Below are 16,936 nucleotides of genomic sequence, written 5' to 3'. Positions count from 1 at the left end.
AACAAGGAGGCGTCATGGGCATCATCATGATGGGGGTACTGCTGCATTTCATCGGCGGTCTTGCCGCGGGCAGCTTTTATATCCCCTACAAGGAGGTCAAGCGCTGGTCCTGGGAGAGTCTGTGGATTCTCGGCGGGCTCTTTTCCTGGCTTCTGGTGCCCTGGCTGGCGGCGGTGCTGACGGTACCGGGCTTCGGCGCGATTCTGGCCGAGGCGTCGCCGTCGACCCTCTTCTGGACCTATCTGTTTGGCGTGCTGTGGGGCATTGGCGGGCTGACCTTTGGCCTGACCATGCGTTACCTGGGGTTGAGTCTGGGCATGTCGATCGTGATGGGGCTGACCTCGACCTTTGGCGCCCTGATGCCGCCGCTCTATCGCGATCTGTTCACCGATGACACTACCGGCACGCTCAGCCATATGTTCTCCACCACCGGCGGCCTGCTGGTGCTGGGCGGGGTGGCGGTGTCCCTGATCGGCATCGCGGTATGCGGGCGTGCCGGCATGATGAAGGAGAAAGAAGTCTCCGATGCCGACAAGTACGCCGGTGTGGCCGAGTTCTCGCTCGGCAAGGGGCTGGTCGTGGCCATCATCTCGGGCGTGTTGTCTGCGGCCTTTAACTGGGGCATCAACGCCGGCCATCCGCTGGCCGAGGCCGCGCTGGCCAGCGGGGCCAACTCGCTGTTCCAGAACAACGTGACCTTCATGGTGATCATGTGGGGCGGGCTGACCACCAACGCCCTCTGGTGTGTCGCGATGAACATTCGCAACCGCAGCTACGGCGACTATATCAATACCGACTCGCCGCTCTTGCGTAACTATCTGCTGTGCGCCGTGGCCGGCACGATCTGGTTTTTGCAGTTCTTCTTCTACGGCATGGGCGAGTCCCGGCTGGACAACGATGCCAGCTCCTGGGTGCTGCACATGTCGTTCATCATCATCATCTCCAACCTGTGGGGGCTGTTCTTCAAGGAGTGGCGCGGCACCTCCGCGGCCAACCGCCGAGTGCTGATCACCGGCATTGGCATCATTCTGGTCTCGGTCGCCATGGTCGGCTTCGGTAACTATCTGCGCTAGGAGAGAACATCATGTTGCTCAAGGATCGAAATGTGTTTGTCACCGGTGGCTCCAAAGGCATCGGCCGCGCCATCGCGCTGAAATGTGCCGAGCATGGCGCCAACGTGGCGATCAGTGCCGAGGACACGGCCGAGTCGCGCGAGGCGCTGGCAGCCACGGCGGATGAGATCGCCGCGCTGGGCGTCAGATCGACCTGGGTGGCCGCTTCCGCCGAAGACCCCGAGACCGGTGAGCGGCTGGTCGAAGCCGCCGTCTCGGCCTTCGGCCGGCTCGACACGTTCATCAATAACGCCGGTATCTGTCCGTTTCATTCGTTTCTCGACATGCCGCGGGAGACCTATCTCAAAACCGTCGATGTGAACCTTAACGGCGCCTACTTCGCCGTGCAGGCCGCGGCCAATCAGATGGTCAAACAGGGCGACGGCGGGGCCATCATCGCGGTCAGTTCGATCTCGGCGCTGGTCGGTGGCGGCATGCAGACCCACTACACGCCCACCAAGGCGGGCGTGCTGTCGCTGATGCAGTCCACCGCCATCGCCCTCGGGCCGCACGGCATCCGCTGTAACGCGCTGCTGCCCGGCACCATCGAAACCGACATCAATCGCGACGATCTCGCCGATCCGGACAAGCGTGCCTACATGGAGGGCCGAACGCCGCTGGGCCGGCTGGGCACGCCCGATGACCTGGCCGGGCCGGCGGTCTTTCTGGCCTCTGATCTGGCCCAGTACGTCACCGGCGCGGCGCTGCTGGTCGACGGTGGCCTGTTCGCCAATCTGCAGTAATTCGCGGAGTCTCTATCATGGAACACCCCCGTAACCCTTTCACTGCCTTGCTGACCGGTACCCCGCGCTACGGGTGCTGGCTGGGCACCGGCAGTGCCTATATCGCCGAGATCATGGCCACGACCGGCTTCGACTGGCTGCTGATCGACGGCGAGCACGCCCCCAATACCGTGCCCACGATCCTGAGCCAGCTGCAGGCGATCGCCGCCTATGATCCGGCCCCGATCGTGCGCGCGGTCAATCACGACCCGGCGCTGATCAAGCAGCTGCTGGATATCGGCGCCCAGACGCTGATGATTCCGATGGTCGAGACCGCCGAGCAGGCGGCAGCGCTGGTGGCTGCCACCCGCTATCCCACGGCCGGCTTTCGAGGGGTGGGCGGCGGGCTGATCCGCGCGGCGCGCTGGGGCGCCGTCGAGGACTATCAGGCCAATGCCCGCGATGACATCTGCCTGATCGTCCAGATCGAATCCCGCACCGGGGTGGACAACGCCGAGGCCATCGCGGCCACCGACGGAATTGATGCGGTCTTCGTCGGCCCGGCCGATCTCTCGGCCAGCGTTGGCCATCCCGGTGATCCCAATCACGACGCTGTCCAGACCCTGATCGCCCGGGCGCTGAGCGCCACGAAACAGGCGGGCAAACCGGCCGGCATTCTGGCGCCGGCCGAGGCGGATGCGCGTCGCTACGGCGAAGACGGTTTCGATTTCATCGCCACCGGTATCGATATCTCGATGCTGCGCGACAGCGCGGTGGCCACGGCGCGTCGACACACCTCTGTGGGATCGGCCGCCGAAACGGCGTCGCGGCCAACCTATTGAGCCGGGCGTTTTGCCTGGATAACGGCTCAAACATCGCAGCGCTTCGGTGCTGAACGGAGGGATTCCGAGATGACAAGGAGCACAATGTGACGGCGCTCGACACTGCGGTGACCAAAAATCGCTATCGGCTGGTGCCCTTCATGCTGGCCCTGTATGTCCTGGCGTTCCTGGACCGCTCGAACATCGGTTTCGCCAAGGAGGCCTATCAGCTCGATACGGGCCTGAGTAACGAAGCCTATGCCCTCGGCGCCGGGATCTTTTTCGTGCTCTACGCCGCGCTGGGGATGCCGGCCAACCTGATCATGTATCGCTGGGGCGCAAAGAAGTGGATCGGCACCACCACCGTGCTATGGGGGCTTTTGTCCGCCAGTATGGCGTTTGCCGATACCGAGGTGAAATTCCTGCTGGTGCGTACTCTGCTCGGCGCCGTGGAAGCCGGCTTTTTTCCCGGCATGATCTATCTCACCTCGCTGTGGTTTCCGCGTGACAAGCGGGCCGGGATCATGGGCCTTTTCTACATGGGGGCGCCGCTGGCGCTGACGTTTGGTTCGCCGTTGTCCGGGGCACTGCTTGAAATGCACGGCTTTCTCGGTCATCCCGGCTGGTACTGGATGTTCATGATCGAGGGGCTGATGGCCGTCGTCGCCGGCCTGTTTACCTTCCTCTGGCTTGTGGATACCCCTGACAAGGCTGGCTTTCTCACCCGAGATGAGAAGCAGGCGCTCAAGGCGCAACTGGACAGTGAGCGCCGTGACGCCGCCACCGGCAGCATTCGGGAGGCGGTACGAACCCCGCGCATCTGGCATCTGGCGATCATCTACATGACGATCCAGATTGCGGTCTACGGGCTGATCTTTTTCCTGCCGACTCAGGTCGCCGCGCTGATGGGATCGAAGGTCGGTTTTACCGCCTCGCTCGTGGCCGCCATCCCCTGGGTCGCCGCGCTGGTCGGGACCTGGTACATCCCCAGACTGTCGGACCGGCTGGGCGAGCGGCGCAATATTGCAGCTGTCACCCTGCTGGCGGCGGGCGTGGGCATTGGCGTGTCCGGGCTGGTGTCACCACTGGTGGCGATGGTGGCCCTGTGCGTCGCTGCGGCCGGTTTCATCGCCGTGCAGCCGGTCTTCTGGACCATGCCGACCCAGTTGCTCTCGGGCACGGCGCTGGCGGCCGGGATTGGCTTCGTCAATCTGTTTGGCGCTGTCGGGGGTTTTCTGGCGCCCATGATTCGGGTGCACGCCGATGAATTCTTCTCCAGTCAGACGGCGGGGCTGTTAACGCTGGCCGCCATCGCCATCCTCGGTGCCGGGCTGATTCTGGCGCTGAAACGTTCATCGGCCGCCGCGCCTGCTGTACCGGCATAACGGCGTTTCATCACTTCAGGGAGAGCGAACAATGAGCAACGTCAAGACCTATCAGAACTACATCAACGGTGCCTTCGTCGACTCGGCGAGGGGCGAGCTGCGCGACAATTACAACCCGGCCACCGGCGCGCTGCTGTCCCGGGCACCCGAGTCCGGTGCCGAGGATGTCCAGCGTGCGGTCGAGGCCGCCCGCGCAGCGCAAAAGGAATGGGCGAAAAAGCCGGCCATCGAGCGTGCCGGATATCTCCATACGCTGGCCGACAGGATTCGCGGCGAGGTGGATCATCTCGCCGCCATCATCGTTGCCGAGCAGGGCAAGGTGCGCGCGCTGGCGGAAACGGAGGTCAATTTTACCGCCGACTATCTCGACTACATGGCCGAGTGGGCCCGCCGCATTGAAGGCGAGATCATCGAGAGCGACCGCCCCAATGAAAACATCTTTCTGTTTCGCAAGCCGCTGGGCGTGATTGCCGGCATTCTGCCGTGGAACTTCCCGTTCTTTCTGATCGCCCGCAAGATGGCGCCGGCGCTGGTGACCGGCAACACCATCGTGATCAAGCCCAGTGAGGAGACGCCCGACAACTGTTTCGAGTTCACGAAACTGCTTGACGGCATCGATCTGCCCAAAGGCGTGTTCAATGTCATCTCCGGTGGCGGCAAAACGACCGGCAGTGCGCTGAGCGGACACCGCGATGTCGACATGATCAGCTTCACCGGCAGCGTCGCGACCGGTTCGGCGATCATGCACAACGCTGCCGACCACATCACCAAGGTGAATCTGGAGCTGGGCGGCAAGGCACCGGCGATCGTGCTCGACGACGCCGATCTCGATCTGGCCGTCAGGGCGATCAAGGATTCCCGCGTGATCAACAACGGCCAGGTCTGCAACTGCGCCGAGCGCGTCTATGTGCAGCGCGGTGTGGCCGAGGCCTTCCAGCAGAAGATGGCCGAGGCGATGCAGGCCACCACCTACGGTGACCCGGGCGCCGATGCGTCGGTCGATATGGGCCCGTTGATCAACCAGGCCGGGCTGGACAAGGTCGCCGCCATGGTCGATTCGGCCCGGCAGGCGGGCGCCGATGTGCTGACCGGCGGCCGGGTCGCCGACGTCAGTCAGGGCTATCACTACGAGCCGACCGTGCTCGGCAATTGCACCGCCGACATGGCGGTCATGAAAGACGAGATCTTTGGCCCGGTGCTGCCGATCCAGATTGTCGAGGATCTTGACGAGGCCATCGCGCTTGCCAACGATTCCGATTATGGCCTGACCTCTTCGATCTATACCCGCAGCCTGACACAGGCGATGAAGGCCGTGCGCGAGCTGGAGTATGGCGAGACCTACGTCAACCGCGAGAACTTCGAGGCGATGCAGGGCTTTCATGCCGGCACCGGCAAGTCGGGCATCGGGGGCGCCGATGGCAAGCACGGTCTCTATGAGTACACGCGTACCCATGTGGCCTACATCGAGACCTGAGCCTACCCTCGTTGGCCAGGCGGCCTGATCAAGACGCCGCGTTCGGACATTCAGCAACGCCCGCGAGCACCGCCGCCCTCGATTGGTCGAGGGTGGCCCCCGACAGGATCGCGGGCTTTTTCATGCAGGTATTTCCATGATCATCTCCGCCTCCACGGACTATCGTCGCGCCGCTCGACGTCGGCTGCCGCCGTTTCTGTTTCACTATGCTGACGGGGGCTCCTATGCCGAGCACACGCTGGCGCGCAACGTCAGCGATCTGAGCGACATCGCCCTGCGTCAGCGCGTGCTGACCGACATGTCGGAGCTCTCGCTTGGCACCGAGCTTTTCGGCCGCAAGCTTGCCATGCCGGTGGCGCTGGGGCCGGTAGGGCTGGCCGGGATGTATGCCCGCCGCGGCGAGGTGCAGGCCGCCCGCGCGGCTGCCTTGAAAGGCATTCCCTTTACCCTGTCGACGGTGTCGGTGTGCCCGATCGATGAGGTGGCCCGCGCCAGCGAACAGCCTCTCTGGTTCCAGCTCTACGTGCTCAAGGATCGCGGCTTCATGCAGCACGCGCTGGAAAAGGCCTGGGCGGCGGGCGTGCGCACGCTGGTCTTTACGGTGGATATGCCCACGCCCGGCGCGCGCTATCGTGATGCGCACTCCGGCATGAGCGGGCCGTTTGCCGCTCAGCGCCGCATGCTTCAGGCAGCGTTGCATCCGCAGTGGAGCTGGGATGTCGGCCTGCATGGCCGCCCGCATGATCTGGGCAATATCTCCGAATATAGAGGGCAGGTGACCGGACTCGAGGACTACATTGGCTGGCTGGGCAAGAATTTTGACCCGGCGATCTCGTGGAAGGATCTGGAGTGGATTCGCGAGTTCTGGAAGGGGAGCATAATCATCAAGGGCATTCTCGACCCCGACGACGCTCGCGATGCGGTGCGCTTCGGTGCCGACGGTATCGTGGTGTCCAATCACGGTGGCCGACAGCTTGACGGCGTGCTCTCCAGCGCCCGTGCGTTGCCACCGGTCGCAGACGCCGTCAGCGGCGAGCTGAAGATTCTGGCCGACTCCGGCGTGCGCAATGGCCTGGACGTGGTGCGCATGCTCGCCCTTGGTGCCGATACCGTGATGCTGGGGCGCTCGTGGATCTTTGCGCTGGCGGCCGCCGGGGAGGCCGGCGTGGCCAACCTGCTCGATCTGTTTGAAAAGGAGATGCGGGTCGCGATGACGCTGACCAGCAAGCGCTCGATTGCCGAAATCGATCAGAATGCGCTGGTCAGTGCGCTGGAAACGTCAAATCCCTGAGCCCGAGGGCTACCAGTGCCCGATCATGAACGGTCCTGGTGGCGCGCGCCTTGTTCGTTTGAAGATTCCTGGCTGTCACTGTCCGTCAATGCCTTGACATGCTGCTGGCGAGCCTGCTGGCGATAGCCGTAGGTGGCGCTTCGTACGGTTTCATCGCTTTCCAGCCCCGAGCCAAGCGCACCGCCGATGGTGCCCATCGAGGCTGCCAGCCACGCCAGCGACAGAAACTGTAACCAGCCAGCCTCGTGGCCCAGGGTCTGGCCCATCACGGCGGGCGGCACGAGCAGCCACGCACACAGGAAAAACAAAATAAACAGCGTGACGTAATAGAACAGTACGCCGATGCCGAGCGTAAAAGTGGTTGCCAGGTTATAGAGGCCAGCGTTCGGAAAGGCATTTTTGTGGCGCAGCGGCTCCCACAGATTGTGATCGACAATGATCCAGAGGGTCATCGCGATCAGCGAGGCAAGCATCATGGCCGCAAACCGCCACGGTTCATAGCTGTCGGCCAATCGCCACATCGAGGTGAAAATCATGCCGTAGGCGCCGGTGGCGAATGCCGCCACGCCGATGCGTCGAAAGGCAGGAAAGATGGTCCATGGCCGGTTGGCGCGTACCATACCGCCGATCAGCTTGATGTCGCCGGTCGGGCGAAACTTCGAGACGAAACGCACATCAATGCGATGCTGGTCGTCATCGACATTGAGCCTGGCGATGGGGGCAATCCATTCCGACAGCCGCCTGCCTACCAGCTCGCGGGCATTGCGGCGACGATGGGTGCTGTCCTTGTGGTGATACTGCTGAGCGTTGGCCCGGCCCTCTTCCGAGCTGCCGAAATGCAGCTCGCTGACCAGTTGAACGATCGCCTCTTCCACACGCCGTGTCATTGGCGAGGCACCCAGTGCCGGCTGTGATAAAAGCGCCACGCCACGCGCCTGACTGGCCTCGGCGATGACAAGCTGGCGCCCGCGAAACAGGGGCAGGTCCGTGATGCAGACCGCATAGCGCCAGCCGCTCGAGGACTTGAGCGATGTTGCCTGATCGAGAATATCCTCGCCCTTGTCGTCGGCGCCGACCAGTGGGTCGACCTGGACTTCCAGCCGCCACTGCACCTCGCTGGAAATCTGGTTTTCCAGTCGTTTGATCAGCGACGCCTTGATGTTCTCGATAATGCGCTCCGGCAGCTCCGGTGCCGGCAAAAGGCCGAGGGTCCAGACCGGGCGAGGGTCGTGTTCCTCGCCGGAACTGGAAGTGCGGCTGCGTGCCTGTTCGGCGCTGTTATCGCCATCATTGTCTGTCTCGGTGCCGTACTGCCCGGTGCTCATTGAAATTACGCTTCCCTGTCAGGCCTCATGTTGTGCCCTGAGCATAGTCTCCTGGTCGGCATGGCGGGAAACTCCTGTGGCGTATCGTCCGCATGCCCTGACCGTTACCGGTGGCAGCGTTATACTCAAGGGATCAGACATCCATCTCAAGGAGCGCCCATGTCGGCCCAGTTTCCGCAGGCCCGTCTTCGTCGCCTGCGCTCGAGCGACGCCCTTCGCGACATCGTGCGGGAAACCTCCCTCAAGGCAGAACATCTGGTCTATCCGATTTTTGTCGAGGAAGACACCGATGAGTTCACGCCCATTGAAGGCATGCCGGGGCAGTCTCGCATTCCGGAAAGCAGACTGGGGGAAGAAGCCCGGCGCCTGAGCGCGCTGGGGCTGAGAAGCATCATGCCGTTCGGCATTTCCCATCACAAGGACGAGACCGGCAGCGACGCTCTGAAGGAAGACGGCATGGTGGCGCGCATGGTGCGCATCATCAAGGAGGCCGCCCCGGAGCTGGTGGTCATTCCGGACATCTGCTTTTGCGAGTACACCAGCCACGGCCACTGCGGCATTTTGAAAGGCAACACCGTCGACAACGACCTCACCATCAAAAACCTCGGCATTCAGGCCGTGCAGGCCGCGAAGGCCGGCGCCGACATCATCGCGCCATCATCCGCGCAGGACGGCCAGGTCGCCGCGATCCGCGAAGCGCTGGATGAAACGGGCTTTACCGACATCCCCATCATGGCGTACTCCACAAAGCTTGCCTCTGCACTTTACGGCCCGTTCCGCGAAGCCGCCGGCACCGAGCTGAAAGGCGATCGCAAGACCTACCAGATGGACCCGATGAACCGCCGCGAAGCGCTCAGGGAATCCCTCGCCGATGAAGCCGAAGGCGCAGATTTTCTGATGGTCAAACCGGCGCTGGCGTATCTCGACATCATGGCCGATATCCGCCGCAACAGCCTGCTGCCGCTGGTGGCGTACCAGGTCAGCGGCGAGTACGCGATGATCAAGTTCGCTGCCCAACAGGGCGTGATCGACGAATCCGCCGTCGTGCGCGAAACGCTCGGCTCCATGCGCCGCGCCGGCGCCGATCTCATCATGACCTACTTCGCCCCGCAGCTGCTGGAGGAGGGGTTGTAAGGTCGATCCGTTATTGAGTGATTGAGACTAGAACCGCGCTTCGGCGCGGTTTTTGGTGGGCACTGTTTGTTGACTCATGACAGCATAAGAGATTGTTTTTTTTAATGTTCCTAAAATATAATATTTTTATTTTGGTGGGCGCTCTGTTTTACGGCTATGGCAAATCATTAAAAATTTTATTTCAGTCGAGCAATGAATGTTATGAAAATATATGAAGTTCCTGATGGAAGAAGATACTGGGTGGTAAGGGCGGAAGGTGGGCGCTATTACGATCATTTTGTTAAGAATGATCTTATGGCATTAGGTCATTTAAATGATTTAGGGGTTGCGGTAGAAGATTGTGAGCTTTTTGCTCCAGAAGAGGGCTGGTTAAAAGATACAGTTTCTAAAAAGCGCCAAGAAAATAAGTCCAGCAAACGAGCAGAGTCAGCAAGTTTTAATCAAATAAAAAAATTCATCTTTTCTATAAAAGAAGGTGATTGGGTAATAACTGTCGGAGAGTGGTCGCTGAGCGTAGGTATAGTCATTGGAGAGGCATATATAGAAAATAGAGGGTTGGTGGTTTATTACGATGTCGAAAAAGATAAAAAGGTTGAGATGGGGTCAAGCTTAAGAAGGAAAGTAAAATGGGGGCCAAGGATTTCAAGGTCAATGGTACCCTTCGGCCTTTCGTCTAGTCTGAGAGCGAATCAAACCGTATTCAATATAGATAAACATTGGGAAGCTATCTATCACTCGTTGTATCCTGCCTTTATTAAGGATGATGATCTCTATCTTTCTTTAAAGATACGCCAAGAAAAAGGGATTGATAATTACAGTGTTGTGCAAATTCTTGCTTTTCTTAATGAGATAGAGGTAATTGCCAAAGAGATAGATGGAAAGCTGGTTGAGAACAGATTTGAAGCCGTTTTTAGAGAATATGCTAATAATGGGCTTCTAACGTTGACCACTAAAGCTCAGTTTTATTCTCCTGGGGATGTGTGGAACAAATTTCCAAGCCTAAAAAGAGTAAAGATGCGTTACCTGCTTGTTGGTTATGCAATGTTGTTTGGTAACGATCAAATAGGTATGGATGGGGTTTTGGACTTAGAAACTCGACATAGGCTGTGGAGTATTTTTCTTGAGCGCATTGAAGAGAAAGATATAAAGCAAGTGGTGTCAAATTTGGAGCTAAGCAAGCCTGTATATGACACTTCGACGCTCGAATATAAAGATAAAAGGCAAGAGCTTTAAATAAATGGGTTATAATTCTATAAAAAGTTTCGTGTTTTATGTCTTTGACATGGCGCATTAAGCAATCATTGCCTTACCCAAGACACACCCTCTCCAAATCCGGATAATGGCGGGCAATTCGCCCAGCGCGACACCCGTCACCAATCCGGTTCTGCCTCATGGAAATCAAGGTCAACTATCTCGACAACCTCCGTCAGGAGGCAAAGTTCGACGACTTCACCGTCATCACCGACCAGCCGATTCGCTACAAGGGCGATGGCTCCGCGCCCGGTCCGTTCGATTACTTTCTGGCTTCCACCGTGCTGTGCGCGGCCTATTTCGTGCGCGTGTACTGCAACGCCCGCGAGATCCCGACCGAGAACATCCGGCTCTCCCAGAACAACATCGTCGATCCGGACAACCGCTACAACCAGATTTTCCGCATTCAGGTCGAGCTGCCGGAGGACATCTCCGAGAAGGACCGCACCGGCATTCTGCGCTCGATCGAGCGCTGCTCGGTCAAGCGGGTGATCCAGAACAACCCCGAGTTCCAGATCGAGGTGGTCGATAACATCGATGAGGACGCCCAGGCGCTGCTGATGGGCGGCATGGCGGGAAAGGAGGGTGAAGGGGAGAGCACCTGGATCGAGGGCAAGGACCTGCCGCTGGAGCAGACCATTGCCAACATGACCGGCATTCTCGAGCGCCTGGGGATGAAGATCGAGATCGCCTCGTGGCGCAACATCGTGCCCAACGTCTGGTCACTGCACATCCGCGATGCAGCCTCGCCGATGTGCTTCACCAACGGCAAGGGAGCCACCAGGGAAGCCGCGCTGTGCTCGGCGCTGGGCGAGTTCATCGAGCGTCTGTCGTGCAACTTCTTCTATAACGATCAGTTCTTCGGCCCCGAGATCGCGGATAGCGATTTCGTGCACTACCCGAATGAGCGCTGGTTCCAGCCGGGCCCGGAGGACGCCCTGCCGGAAGGGCTGCTGGATGACCACTGCCTCGACATCTTCAACCCGGATGATGAGCTGCGCGCCTCGCACCTGATCGACACCAACTCCGGCCGCGCCGATCGCGGCATTGTCGCGCTGCCGTTCACGCGTCATTCGGACGGCGAGACCGTCTGGTTCCCATCGAATCTGATCGAGAACCTGTTTCTCAGCAACGGCATGAGTGCGGGCAACACGCTGGCAGAAGCGCAGGTGCAGTGCCTGTCGGAAATCTTCGAGCGAGCGGTGAAGCGCCAGATCATCGAGCAGGAGATCGCCCTGCCGGACGTGCCGGAAGACGTGCTGGCGCGCTATCCCGGCATCAAGGCCGGCATCGATGCGCTGGAAGCCCAGGGCTTCCCGGTGCTGGTGAAGGATGCCTCCCTTGGTGGGCGCTACCCGGTGGCGTGCGTGACCCTGATGAACCGGCGCACCGGCGGCGTGTTTGCCTCCTTCGGCGCGCATCCGAGCCTTCAGGTCGCCATCGAGCGCAGCCTGACGGAGCTGTTGCAGGGCCGCAGCTTCGAGGGCATGGATGATCTGCCCCAGCCGACCTTTAATTCGCAGGCGGTGGCGGAGCCGAACAACTTCGTTGAGCACTTCATCGACTCCTCCGGTGTGGTCTCCTGGCGCTTTTTCAGCGCCCGCGCGGACGTCGAGTTCTGCGACTGGGATTTCTCCGGCGACACGAGTGAGGAAGCTGAGCGGCTGTTCGGCATCCTGGCGGAAGACGGCCATGAGGCGTATGTCACCCACCATGAGGACCTGGGCGCGCCGGTGTGCCGCATTCTGGTGCCGGGCTACTCCGAGGTGTATCCGGTGGATGATCTGGTGTGGGACAACACCAACATGGCGCTCAACTACCGCGAAGACATCCTCAACCTGCACGCATTGGAGGATGAGCAGCTCGCGGACCTGCTGGCGCGGCTGGAAGAGAGCGAGCTCGACGAGCAGATGAAGATTGTCACGCTCATCGGCGTCGAGTTCGACGACAACACCGTCTGGTCGGAGCTGACGATTGCCGAGCTGAAGCTGCTCATCAGCCTCGCACTCGGCCAGTACGAGGACGCGCTCGACCGCACGCAGATGTTTTTGCAGTTCAACGACAACACCCGCGACCGCGGTCTGTTCTATCAGGCGCTCACCGCCGTGCTCGAGATCGCGCTGGATGACGAGCTGGAGTTCAACGACTACTACAGGAACCTCTCGCGCATGTTCGGCGAAGAGAAGATTCTTGCCGCGGTGGGTTCGGTCAACGGCGACGTGCGCTTTTATGGCCTCACCGAGACCAACCTGCATCTTGAAGGCATTGACCGGCACCAGCGCCTGGTGACGAGCTACAAGAAGCTCCATGCCTGGCGGGCGGCGAAGGCCTGAGGTGGCGGGCCCGCCCCATCAGGGCGGGCCCATCATCGATTCGATGGATTCTGAATACTGATCCGGGCGTCAGCCGCTAAGCTCTACGTGACCCTGACAGGTCAAAAGCCCTGTAAATCTGCCGCTTGTTGTCTCGAAGGGAATCGCCAGAATATCGCCGCGCTTTGACTCGGTATAGCGTCGCTCTCCCAGCATACGATAGCCCTCCATACTGAAAGACTCCGGATGCCTCGACGCGTAGGCCTCGAGATCCCTTTTGACCTGTGCATCAGAGCGGTCAGCGCAGTCGTGGCCGGTATCGGCATAGCCCGACAGCACCACTCCAGCAATGATCAATACCGTCATGAGTCCGATGAGCGCTAGAAGTCCGATCACGATATAAAGCAATACTTTCAATGATTTGAAAAACATTCTGATGAGTTTTCCTGTGCATCGAGCTGCCGTTAAATCTCTGCCGCTGTCTTTCGATTAACTGCTGACCCTGACCACGGTTTTTCCATCAAGGGGTCATTGGGCTGTCATTGAACGCCATTAGTCTGCGCTTCTCGATACTGATCCACCATAACGCGAGAGGAGAACACGCATGACGAAGCCTTCCCGGATTCTGACGCGACGCGATTTCCTGATCACCAGCGGACAGATGGGCGCTGGCCTGGCAGGGATGGCGCTTTTTGGCGCGCCGGCGATCGTGCTCGCCGAAGGCCGGCGCCCGAGCGTTGAAGGTAGCGTCATGAGCGGCGATGTACTCCCCGACCGAGCCATGCTCTGGGGACGGGCGAGCCAACCCTCACGGATGCTGGTCGAGGTCGCCGACAATCCCGGGTTTCGCGGCGTGCGTCAGCTTGCGCCCGTCGATGTCCTGCCCGGCAGTGATCTGATCGGCAGGATCGACGCCACCGGTCTGGGCGGTATGGATCAGATTCACTACCGTGTGCGCTTCGCCACGCTCGGCGATGAGCGTGCGGTGAGCGAGCCGGTGACAGGGCAACTACGCCTGCCGCCAACCACGCCGCGACACCTGCGCTTCGTCTGGTCCGGCGACGTGGTCGGTCAGGGCTGGGGCATCGACGAATCCCGCGGCGGCATGCGTACCTGGGAGGCGATGCGCCAGGTCCAGCCGGATTTTTTCATCCATTCCGGCGACAGCGTTTATGCCGATGGTCCGCTGACGGCCGAGGTGGCACTGCCCGATGGCGGCACCTGGCGCAATCTGATGACGCCGGCCAAGCAGAAGGTGGCCGAGACGCTGGCCGAATACCGCGGCCAGCACGCCTACAACCACCTTGATGCCAACTTCCGCCGCTTTGCCTCCGAGGTGCCGATACTGGCGCAGTGGGATGACCACGAAACGGTCAACAACTGGTATCCGCAGGAGATCCTCGACGACGACCGCTACACCGAGAAAAACGTGGCCCTGCTTTCGGCCCGTGCCCGTCAGGCATTTGTCGAGTACATGCCGATTCGCATGTCCGCCGAGGCGCAACAGCGCATTTATCGGCGCTTCTCCTACGGCCCGGGCATGGAGGTCTTCATGCTCGACATGCGCAGCTACCGTGGCCCCAACAGCCCCAATCTGCAGTCGGATGCCTCGGACGCGACAGCGTTTCTCGGCGAGAACCAGTTTCGCTGGCTGCGTCAGGCACTCAATGACTCGACTGCGACCTGGAAGATCATCGCCGCCGACATGCCCATCGGCATGGTGGTCCCGGATGGTGACCACTTCGAGGCGATCGCCAACAATGACCCTGGTCAGCCGCTGGGGCGCGAGCTGGAGATCGCCCGGCTGCTACAGGCGATCCGCGATGACAATGTTCAGAATGTGGTCTGGTTCACCGCTGACGTGCACTACACCGCCGCGCACCACTACGCCCCGGAGCGCGCCGCGTTCAAACAGTTCAAGCCGTTCTGGGAGTTCGTCAGCGGGCCACTCCATGCCGGCACCTTCGGCCCCAGCGAGATGGATGCCACCTTCGGCCCGGAAGTGGTTTTCCACAAGGCGCCGCCGGAAGGGCAGTCGAATCTACCGCCTTCGGCCGGTTATCAGTTCTTCGGACAGGTCGATCTGGATGGCGACAGTGAAACATTGACGGTTCGGTTGAAGGACAGCGACGGTCAAACGCTGCACACCCAGGTGCTGGCCCCGGAAGCTCGCGTTGCCAGCGCCTGACCACCACTTGGCCGCCGACTGAATCGCTGGATGCTCAACGTGATCGCCCGCGGATGTTTTTGCAGTACAACCACATCACTTGCGACCGCGGTCTGTTCTATCAGGCGCTCACCGCGGTGCTTGAGATCGCCCTCGATGACGAACTCGAGTTCGAGGACTACTACAGGAACCTCTCGCGCATGTTTGGCGAGGAGAAGATTCTCGCCGCGGTCGGCTCGGCCTACGGCGATGTGCGCTTTTATGGCCTTACCGAGACCGGTATGAACCTGGACGGTCTCGATCGGCACCAGCGCCTATTTACCAGCTACAAGAGACTTTATGCCTAGGTTCTGTCTGAAAAGTCGGCTCTCATGCATCGCTCGATACAGGCCAGTGTCACCATGGCCCTGAAGCTGCTGGCCAGCTTGTCGTAACGGGTATTCAACCGGCGCTTTTCCTTGAGCCAGCCGAACAGCCGCTCTACTACATTGCGCTGACGATATTTTGGCCGGTCGAACTGATGCGGCAACCCCGGGCGTGGGCGGCGATGCATACGGCGTCGGGGAATGATCGGACGCATGCCGTAACGCGTGCAGTAGCGTCGCAATGCATCACTATCGTAGCCCTTGTCTGCCACGAGATAGCGGCTGCGCTTTCGAGGGCGGCCGGAACGACCCGGCAACCGGACCTGCCCGAGCAGGTCAGTCAGGTGGGTCGAGTCGGCGCGCTGACCTGCTGACAGGGAGAAGGTGATGGGAAATCCGCAGCTATCGCACAGCAGGTGTATCTTCGTGGTTAGACCGCCACGACTGCGACCGAGGGCATGATCCAGCGGTTCTAGCGATCCCCCTTTTTGCCGGCACCGCTGGCCGACCGGGTCGCTCTAATGGAGGTGGAATCCACCATCCAGGTGTCGAGATCCATATAACCGTCTTCTCGCAGACGAAGGTGCAGGCGCGTCAGGATCTGGTCGAAGGTACCGTCATCGCGCCATTGTCGGAAACGTTGATAAACGGTCTTCCATGGCCCGTAACGCTCCGGCAGATCGCGCCACTGTGCCCCTGAGCAGAGAATACCATTGAGCATCTGTCGATCATCCCTGCGCGGGCGCCCCATGGTCTGCGGGGGAGAAACGATGTCCTCGATCATGTGCCAGCGCTGATCGGAAAGCTCGTAGCGGCCTGCCATGCCAGTCTCCTGTTCGGTGAACAGGGGCAGCGTAGCAGTCATGACTTTTCAGACAGAACCTAGATATTTGGTCCCGGGAAGTAATGGTTCGGGTTTTGATGGAACCTGTCCGGGTCATCCTGCCATCTTTCCAGAATAAATCCGATGGGTGTTTTGCCCTTCAAAGAGCGTAACGGCCGGGCACTGTTATAGGCCCACAGGTAGTCCTTCAGGTGTTCTGCCAGCTCCTCGAGCGTGGCGTAGTGGAAGCTGCGGATAGTGGCGTCCTTGAGGGTTCGGTTCATCCGTTCCACCTGACCATTGGTCCACGGATGGAAGGGGCGAGTCAGGCGGTGCTCGATGCCGTGTTCACGGCAGACCACATCAAAGCGATGCGGCTTATAGGCTTCGGTGCCGCGGCGTTTGGCAAACTGTGTGCCGTTATCGGTCAGCACCGTATGCACCCGGTAAGGCAGCTGCTGCACGGCGTCTTCCAGAAATGTGGCAGCCTGCTCGCGATTGGCCTTCTGATAAAGCCGGGCATGAACAAATTTGGAGGTACGATCCACCGCCACGAACAGATAGGCCCGGCCTTCGCCGGTGCGGACTTCACAGATATCAAGATGCAGATAGCCGATCGGATATTCGCGGAACGCCTGAGCGTTTGTTTGTGGCCGGGGTTCACGTGGCAACCGGCTGATGTCATGGCGCTGATAGAGACGATGCAGGCTGGAGCGGGTCAGATGCGGGATAAAGCGCTGCAGTGCAAACAGAC

15 protein-coding genes are annotated in these 16,936 nt (G+C 60.4%); 11 read left to right on the top strand and 4 right to left on the bottom strand.

Features of this window, described 5'->3' with window-relative positions; all coding sequences use genetic code 11:
• The first annotated feature begins 14 nt into the window (after positions 1 to 14).
• From rhaT to lldD, 6 genes are all read left to right on the top strand, one after another.
• The gene (rhaT, locus tag BM079_RS06515; RefSeq protein ID WP_090132099.1) at positions 15 to 1,073 is read left to right on the top strand and encodes an L-rhamnose/proton symporter RhaT; all 1,059 of its coding nucleotides are present in this window, start codon (positions 15 to 17) and stop codon (positions 1,071 to 1,073) included.
• An 11-nt stretch (positions 1,074 to 1,084) separates the two neighbouring features.
• Complete coding sequence (locus tag BM079_RS06510) at positions 1,085 to 1,855, top strand: SDR family NAD(P)-dependent oxidoreductase (protein ID WP_090132097.1); 771 nt, start codon at positions 1,085 to 1,087, stop codon at positions 1,853 to 1,855.
• Positions 1,856 to 1,872: 17 nt separating this feature from the next.
• Positions 1,873 to 2,676, top strand: a complete 804-nt coding sequence (locus BM079_RS06505; protein WP_090132094.1) for an HpcH/HpaI aldolase family protein — start codon at positions 1,873 to 1,875, stop codon at positions 2,674 to 2,676.
• A gap of 86 nt (positions 2,677 to 2,762) precedes the next feature.
• The gene (locus BM079_RS06500) at positions 2,763 to 4,040 is read left to right on the top strand and encodes an MFS transporter (protein WP_217639647.1); all 1,278 of its coding nucleotides are present in this window, start codon (positions 2,763 to 2,765) and stop codon (positions 4,038 to 4,040) included.
• 31 nt (positions 4,041 to 4,071) lie between these two features.
• On the top strand, positions 4,072 to 5,514 hold the full coding sequence (aldA, locus tag BM079_RS06495) for an aldehyde dehydrogenase (protein WP_090132091.1): 1,443 nt from the start codon (positions 4,072 to 4,074) through the stop codon (positions 5,512 to 5,514).
• A gap of 136 nt (positions 5,515 to 5,650) precedes the next feature.
• On the top strand, positions 5,651 to 6,805 hold the full coding sequence (gene lldD / locus BM079_RS06490) for an FMN-dependent L-lactate dehydrogenase LldD (protein WP_090132089.1): 1,155 nt from the start codon (positions 5,651 to 5,653) through the stop codon (positions 6,803 to 6,805).
• Between the two features lie 23 nt (positions 6,806 to 6,828).
• Here lldD and BM079_RS06485 read toward each other — a convergent pair whose 3' ends face one another.
• Positions 6,829 to 8,130 carry a hypothetical protein gene (locus tag BM079_RS06485; RefSeq protein ID WP_090132087.1) on the bottom strand — a complete coding sequence of 434 codons (1,302 nt, stop codon included), beginning with the start codon at positions 8,128 to 8,130 and terminating at the stop codon, positions 6,829 to 6,831.
• Between the two features lie 159 nt (positions 8,131 to 8,289).
• On the opposite strand from BM079_RS06485, the gene hemB reads away from it, so the two are divergent.
• The 3 genes from hemB (at position 8,290) to BM079_RS06470 (ending at position 12,848) form a co-directional block, all read left to right on the top strand.
• Positions 8,290 to 9,264: a porphobilinogen synthase gene (gene hemB, locus BM079_RS06480; protein ID WP_090132084.1), complete on the top strand. Its 975-nt coding sequence runs from the start codon at positions 8,290 to 8,292 to the stop codon at positions 9,262 to 9,264.
• 201 nt (positions 9,265 to 9,465) lie between these two features.
• Complete coding sequence (locus tag BM079_RS16570) at positions 9,466 to 10,497, top strand: hypothetical protein (RefSeq protein WP_139215270.1); 1,032 nt, start codon at positions 9,466 to 9,468, stop codon at positions 10,495 to 10,497.
• A 158-nt stretch (positions 10,498 to 10,655) separates the two neighbouring features.
• Positions 10,656 to 12,848 carry an OsmC domain/YcaO domain-containing protein gene (locus BM079_RS06470; RefSeq protein ID WP_090132079.1) on the top strand — a complete coding sequence of 731 codons (2,193 nt, stop codon included), beginning with the start codon at positions 10,656 to 10,658 and terminating at the stop codon, positions 12,846 to 12,848.
• A gap of 69 nt (positions 12,849 to 12,917) precedes the next feature.
• On the opposite strand, the gene BM079_RS06465 is transcribed toward BM079_RS06470, so the two are convergent.
• The gene (locus BM079_RS06465) at positions 12,918 to 13,259 is read right to left on the bottom strand and encodes a hypothetical protein (protein WP_090132077.1); all 342 of its coding nucleotides are present in this window, start codon (positions 13,257 to 13,259) and stop codon (positions 12,918 to 12,920) included.
• Between the two features lie 172 nt (positions 13,260 to 13,431).
• On the opposite strand from BM079_RS06465, the gene BM079_RS06460 reads away from it, so the two are divergent.
• Positions 13,432 to 15,015, top strand: coding sequence for an alkaline phosphatase D family protein (locus BM079_RS06460; RefSeq protein WP_090132074.1), 1,584 nt, complete (start codon positions 13,432 to 13,434; stop codon positions 15,013 to 15,015).
• Entirely contained in the window at positions 14,931 to 15,341 is a 411-nt protein-coding gene (locus BM079_RS06455; protein ID WP_322787937.1) for a hypothetical protein, read from the top strand. Before BM079_RS06460 ends, BM079_RS06455 begins: the two co-directional genes overlap by 85 nt.
• Here the strand turns inward: BM079_RS06455 and BM079_RS06450 are convergent.
• Positions 15,338 to 16,182, bottom strand: a protein-coding gene (locus BM079_RS06450; protein WP_090132068.1) for an IS5 family transposase whose coding sequence is annotated in 2 segments (ribosomal slippage) — positions 15,338 to 15,849 and positions 15,849 to 16,182 — 846 coding nt in all. Because the reading frame shifts where the segments join, the coding sequence is not laid out codon by codon here. The genes BM079_RS06455 and BM079_RS06450 overlap by 4 nt on opposite strands.
• Before the next feature lie 59 nt (positions 16,183 to 16,241).
• On the bottom strand, positions 16,242 to 16,936 hold a 695-nt coding region (locus BM079_RS06445; RefSeq protein WP_175489622.1), incomplete at its 5' end, for a DDE-type integrase/transposase/recombinase.

Origin of the sequence: Kushneria avicenniae (assembly GCF_900112585.1) — a bacterium.
GTDB lineage: Bacteria > Pseudomonadota > Gammaproteobacteria > Pseudomonadales > Halomonadaceae > Kushneria > Kushneria avicenniae.
The sequence above is the reverse complement of the archived record's forward strand: the minus strand, read 5'-3'. Positions and strand labels throughout refer to the sequence as shown.

Excerpts from the sequence above, each read along its gene's own strand:
- rhaT (WP_090132099.1), top strand. The coding sequence starts at position 15 with ATGGGCATCATCATGATGGGGGTACTGCTGCATTTCATCGGCGGTCTT.
- BM079_RS06510 (WP_090132097.1), top strand. The coding sequence starts at position 1,085 with ATGTTGCTCAAGGATCGAAATGTGTTTGTCACCGGTGGCTCCAAAGGC.
- BM079_RS06505 (WP_090132094.1), top strand. The coding sequence starts at position 1,873 with ATGGAACACCCCCGTAACCCTTTCACTGCCTTGCTGACCGGTACCCCG.
- aldA (WP_090132091.1), top strand. The coding sequence starts at position 4,072 with ATGAGCAACGTCAAGACCTATCAGAACTACATCAACGGTGCCTTCGTC.
- lldD (WP_090132089.1), top strand. The coding sequence starts at position 5,651 with ATGATCATCTCCGCCTCCACGGACTATCGTCGCGCCGCTCGACGTCGG.
- BM079_RS06485 (WP_090132087.1), bottom strand. The coding sequence starts at position 8,130 with ATGAGCACCGGGCAGTACGGCACCGAGACAGACAATGATGGCGATAAC.
- hemB (WP_090132084.1), top strand. The coding sequence starts at position 8,290 with ATGTCGGCCCAGTTTCCGCAGGCCCGTCTTCGTCGCCTGCGCTCGAGC.
- BM079_RS16570 (WP_139215270.1), top strand. The coding sequence starts at position 9,466 with ATGAAAATATATGAAGTTCCTGATGGAAGAAGATACTGGGTGGTAAGG.
- BM079_RS06470 (WP_090132079.1), top strand. The coding sequence starts at position 10,656 with ATGGAAATCAAGGTCAACTATCTCGACAACCTCCGTCAGGAGGCAAAG.
- BM079_RS06465 (WP_090132077.1), bottom strand. The coding sequence starts at position 13,259 with ATGTTTTTCAAATCATTGAAAGTATTGCTTTATATCGTGATCGGACTT.
- BM079_RS06460 (WP_090132074.1), top strand. The coding sequence starts at position 13,432 with ATGACGAAGCCTTCCCGGATTCTGACGCGACGCGATTTCCTGATCACC.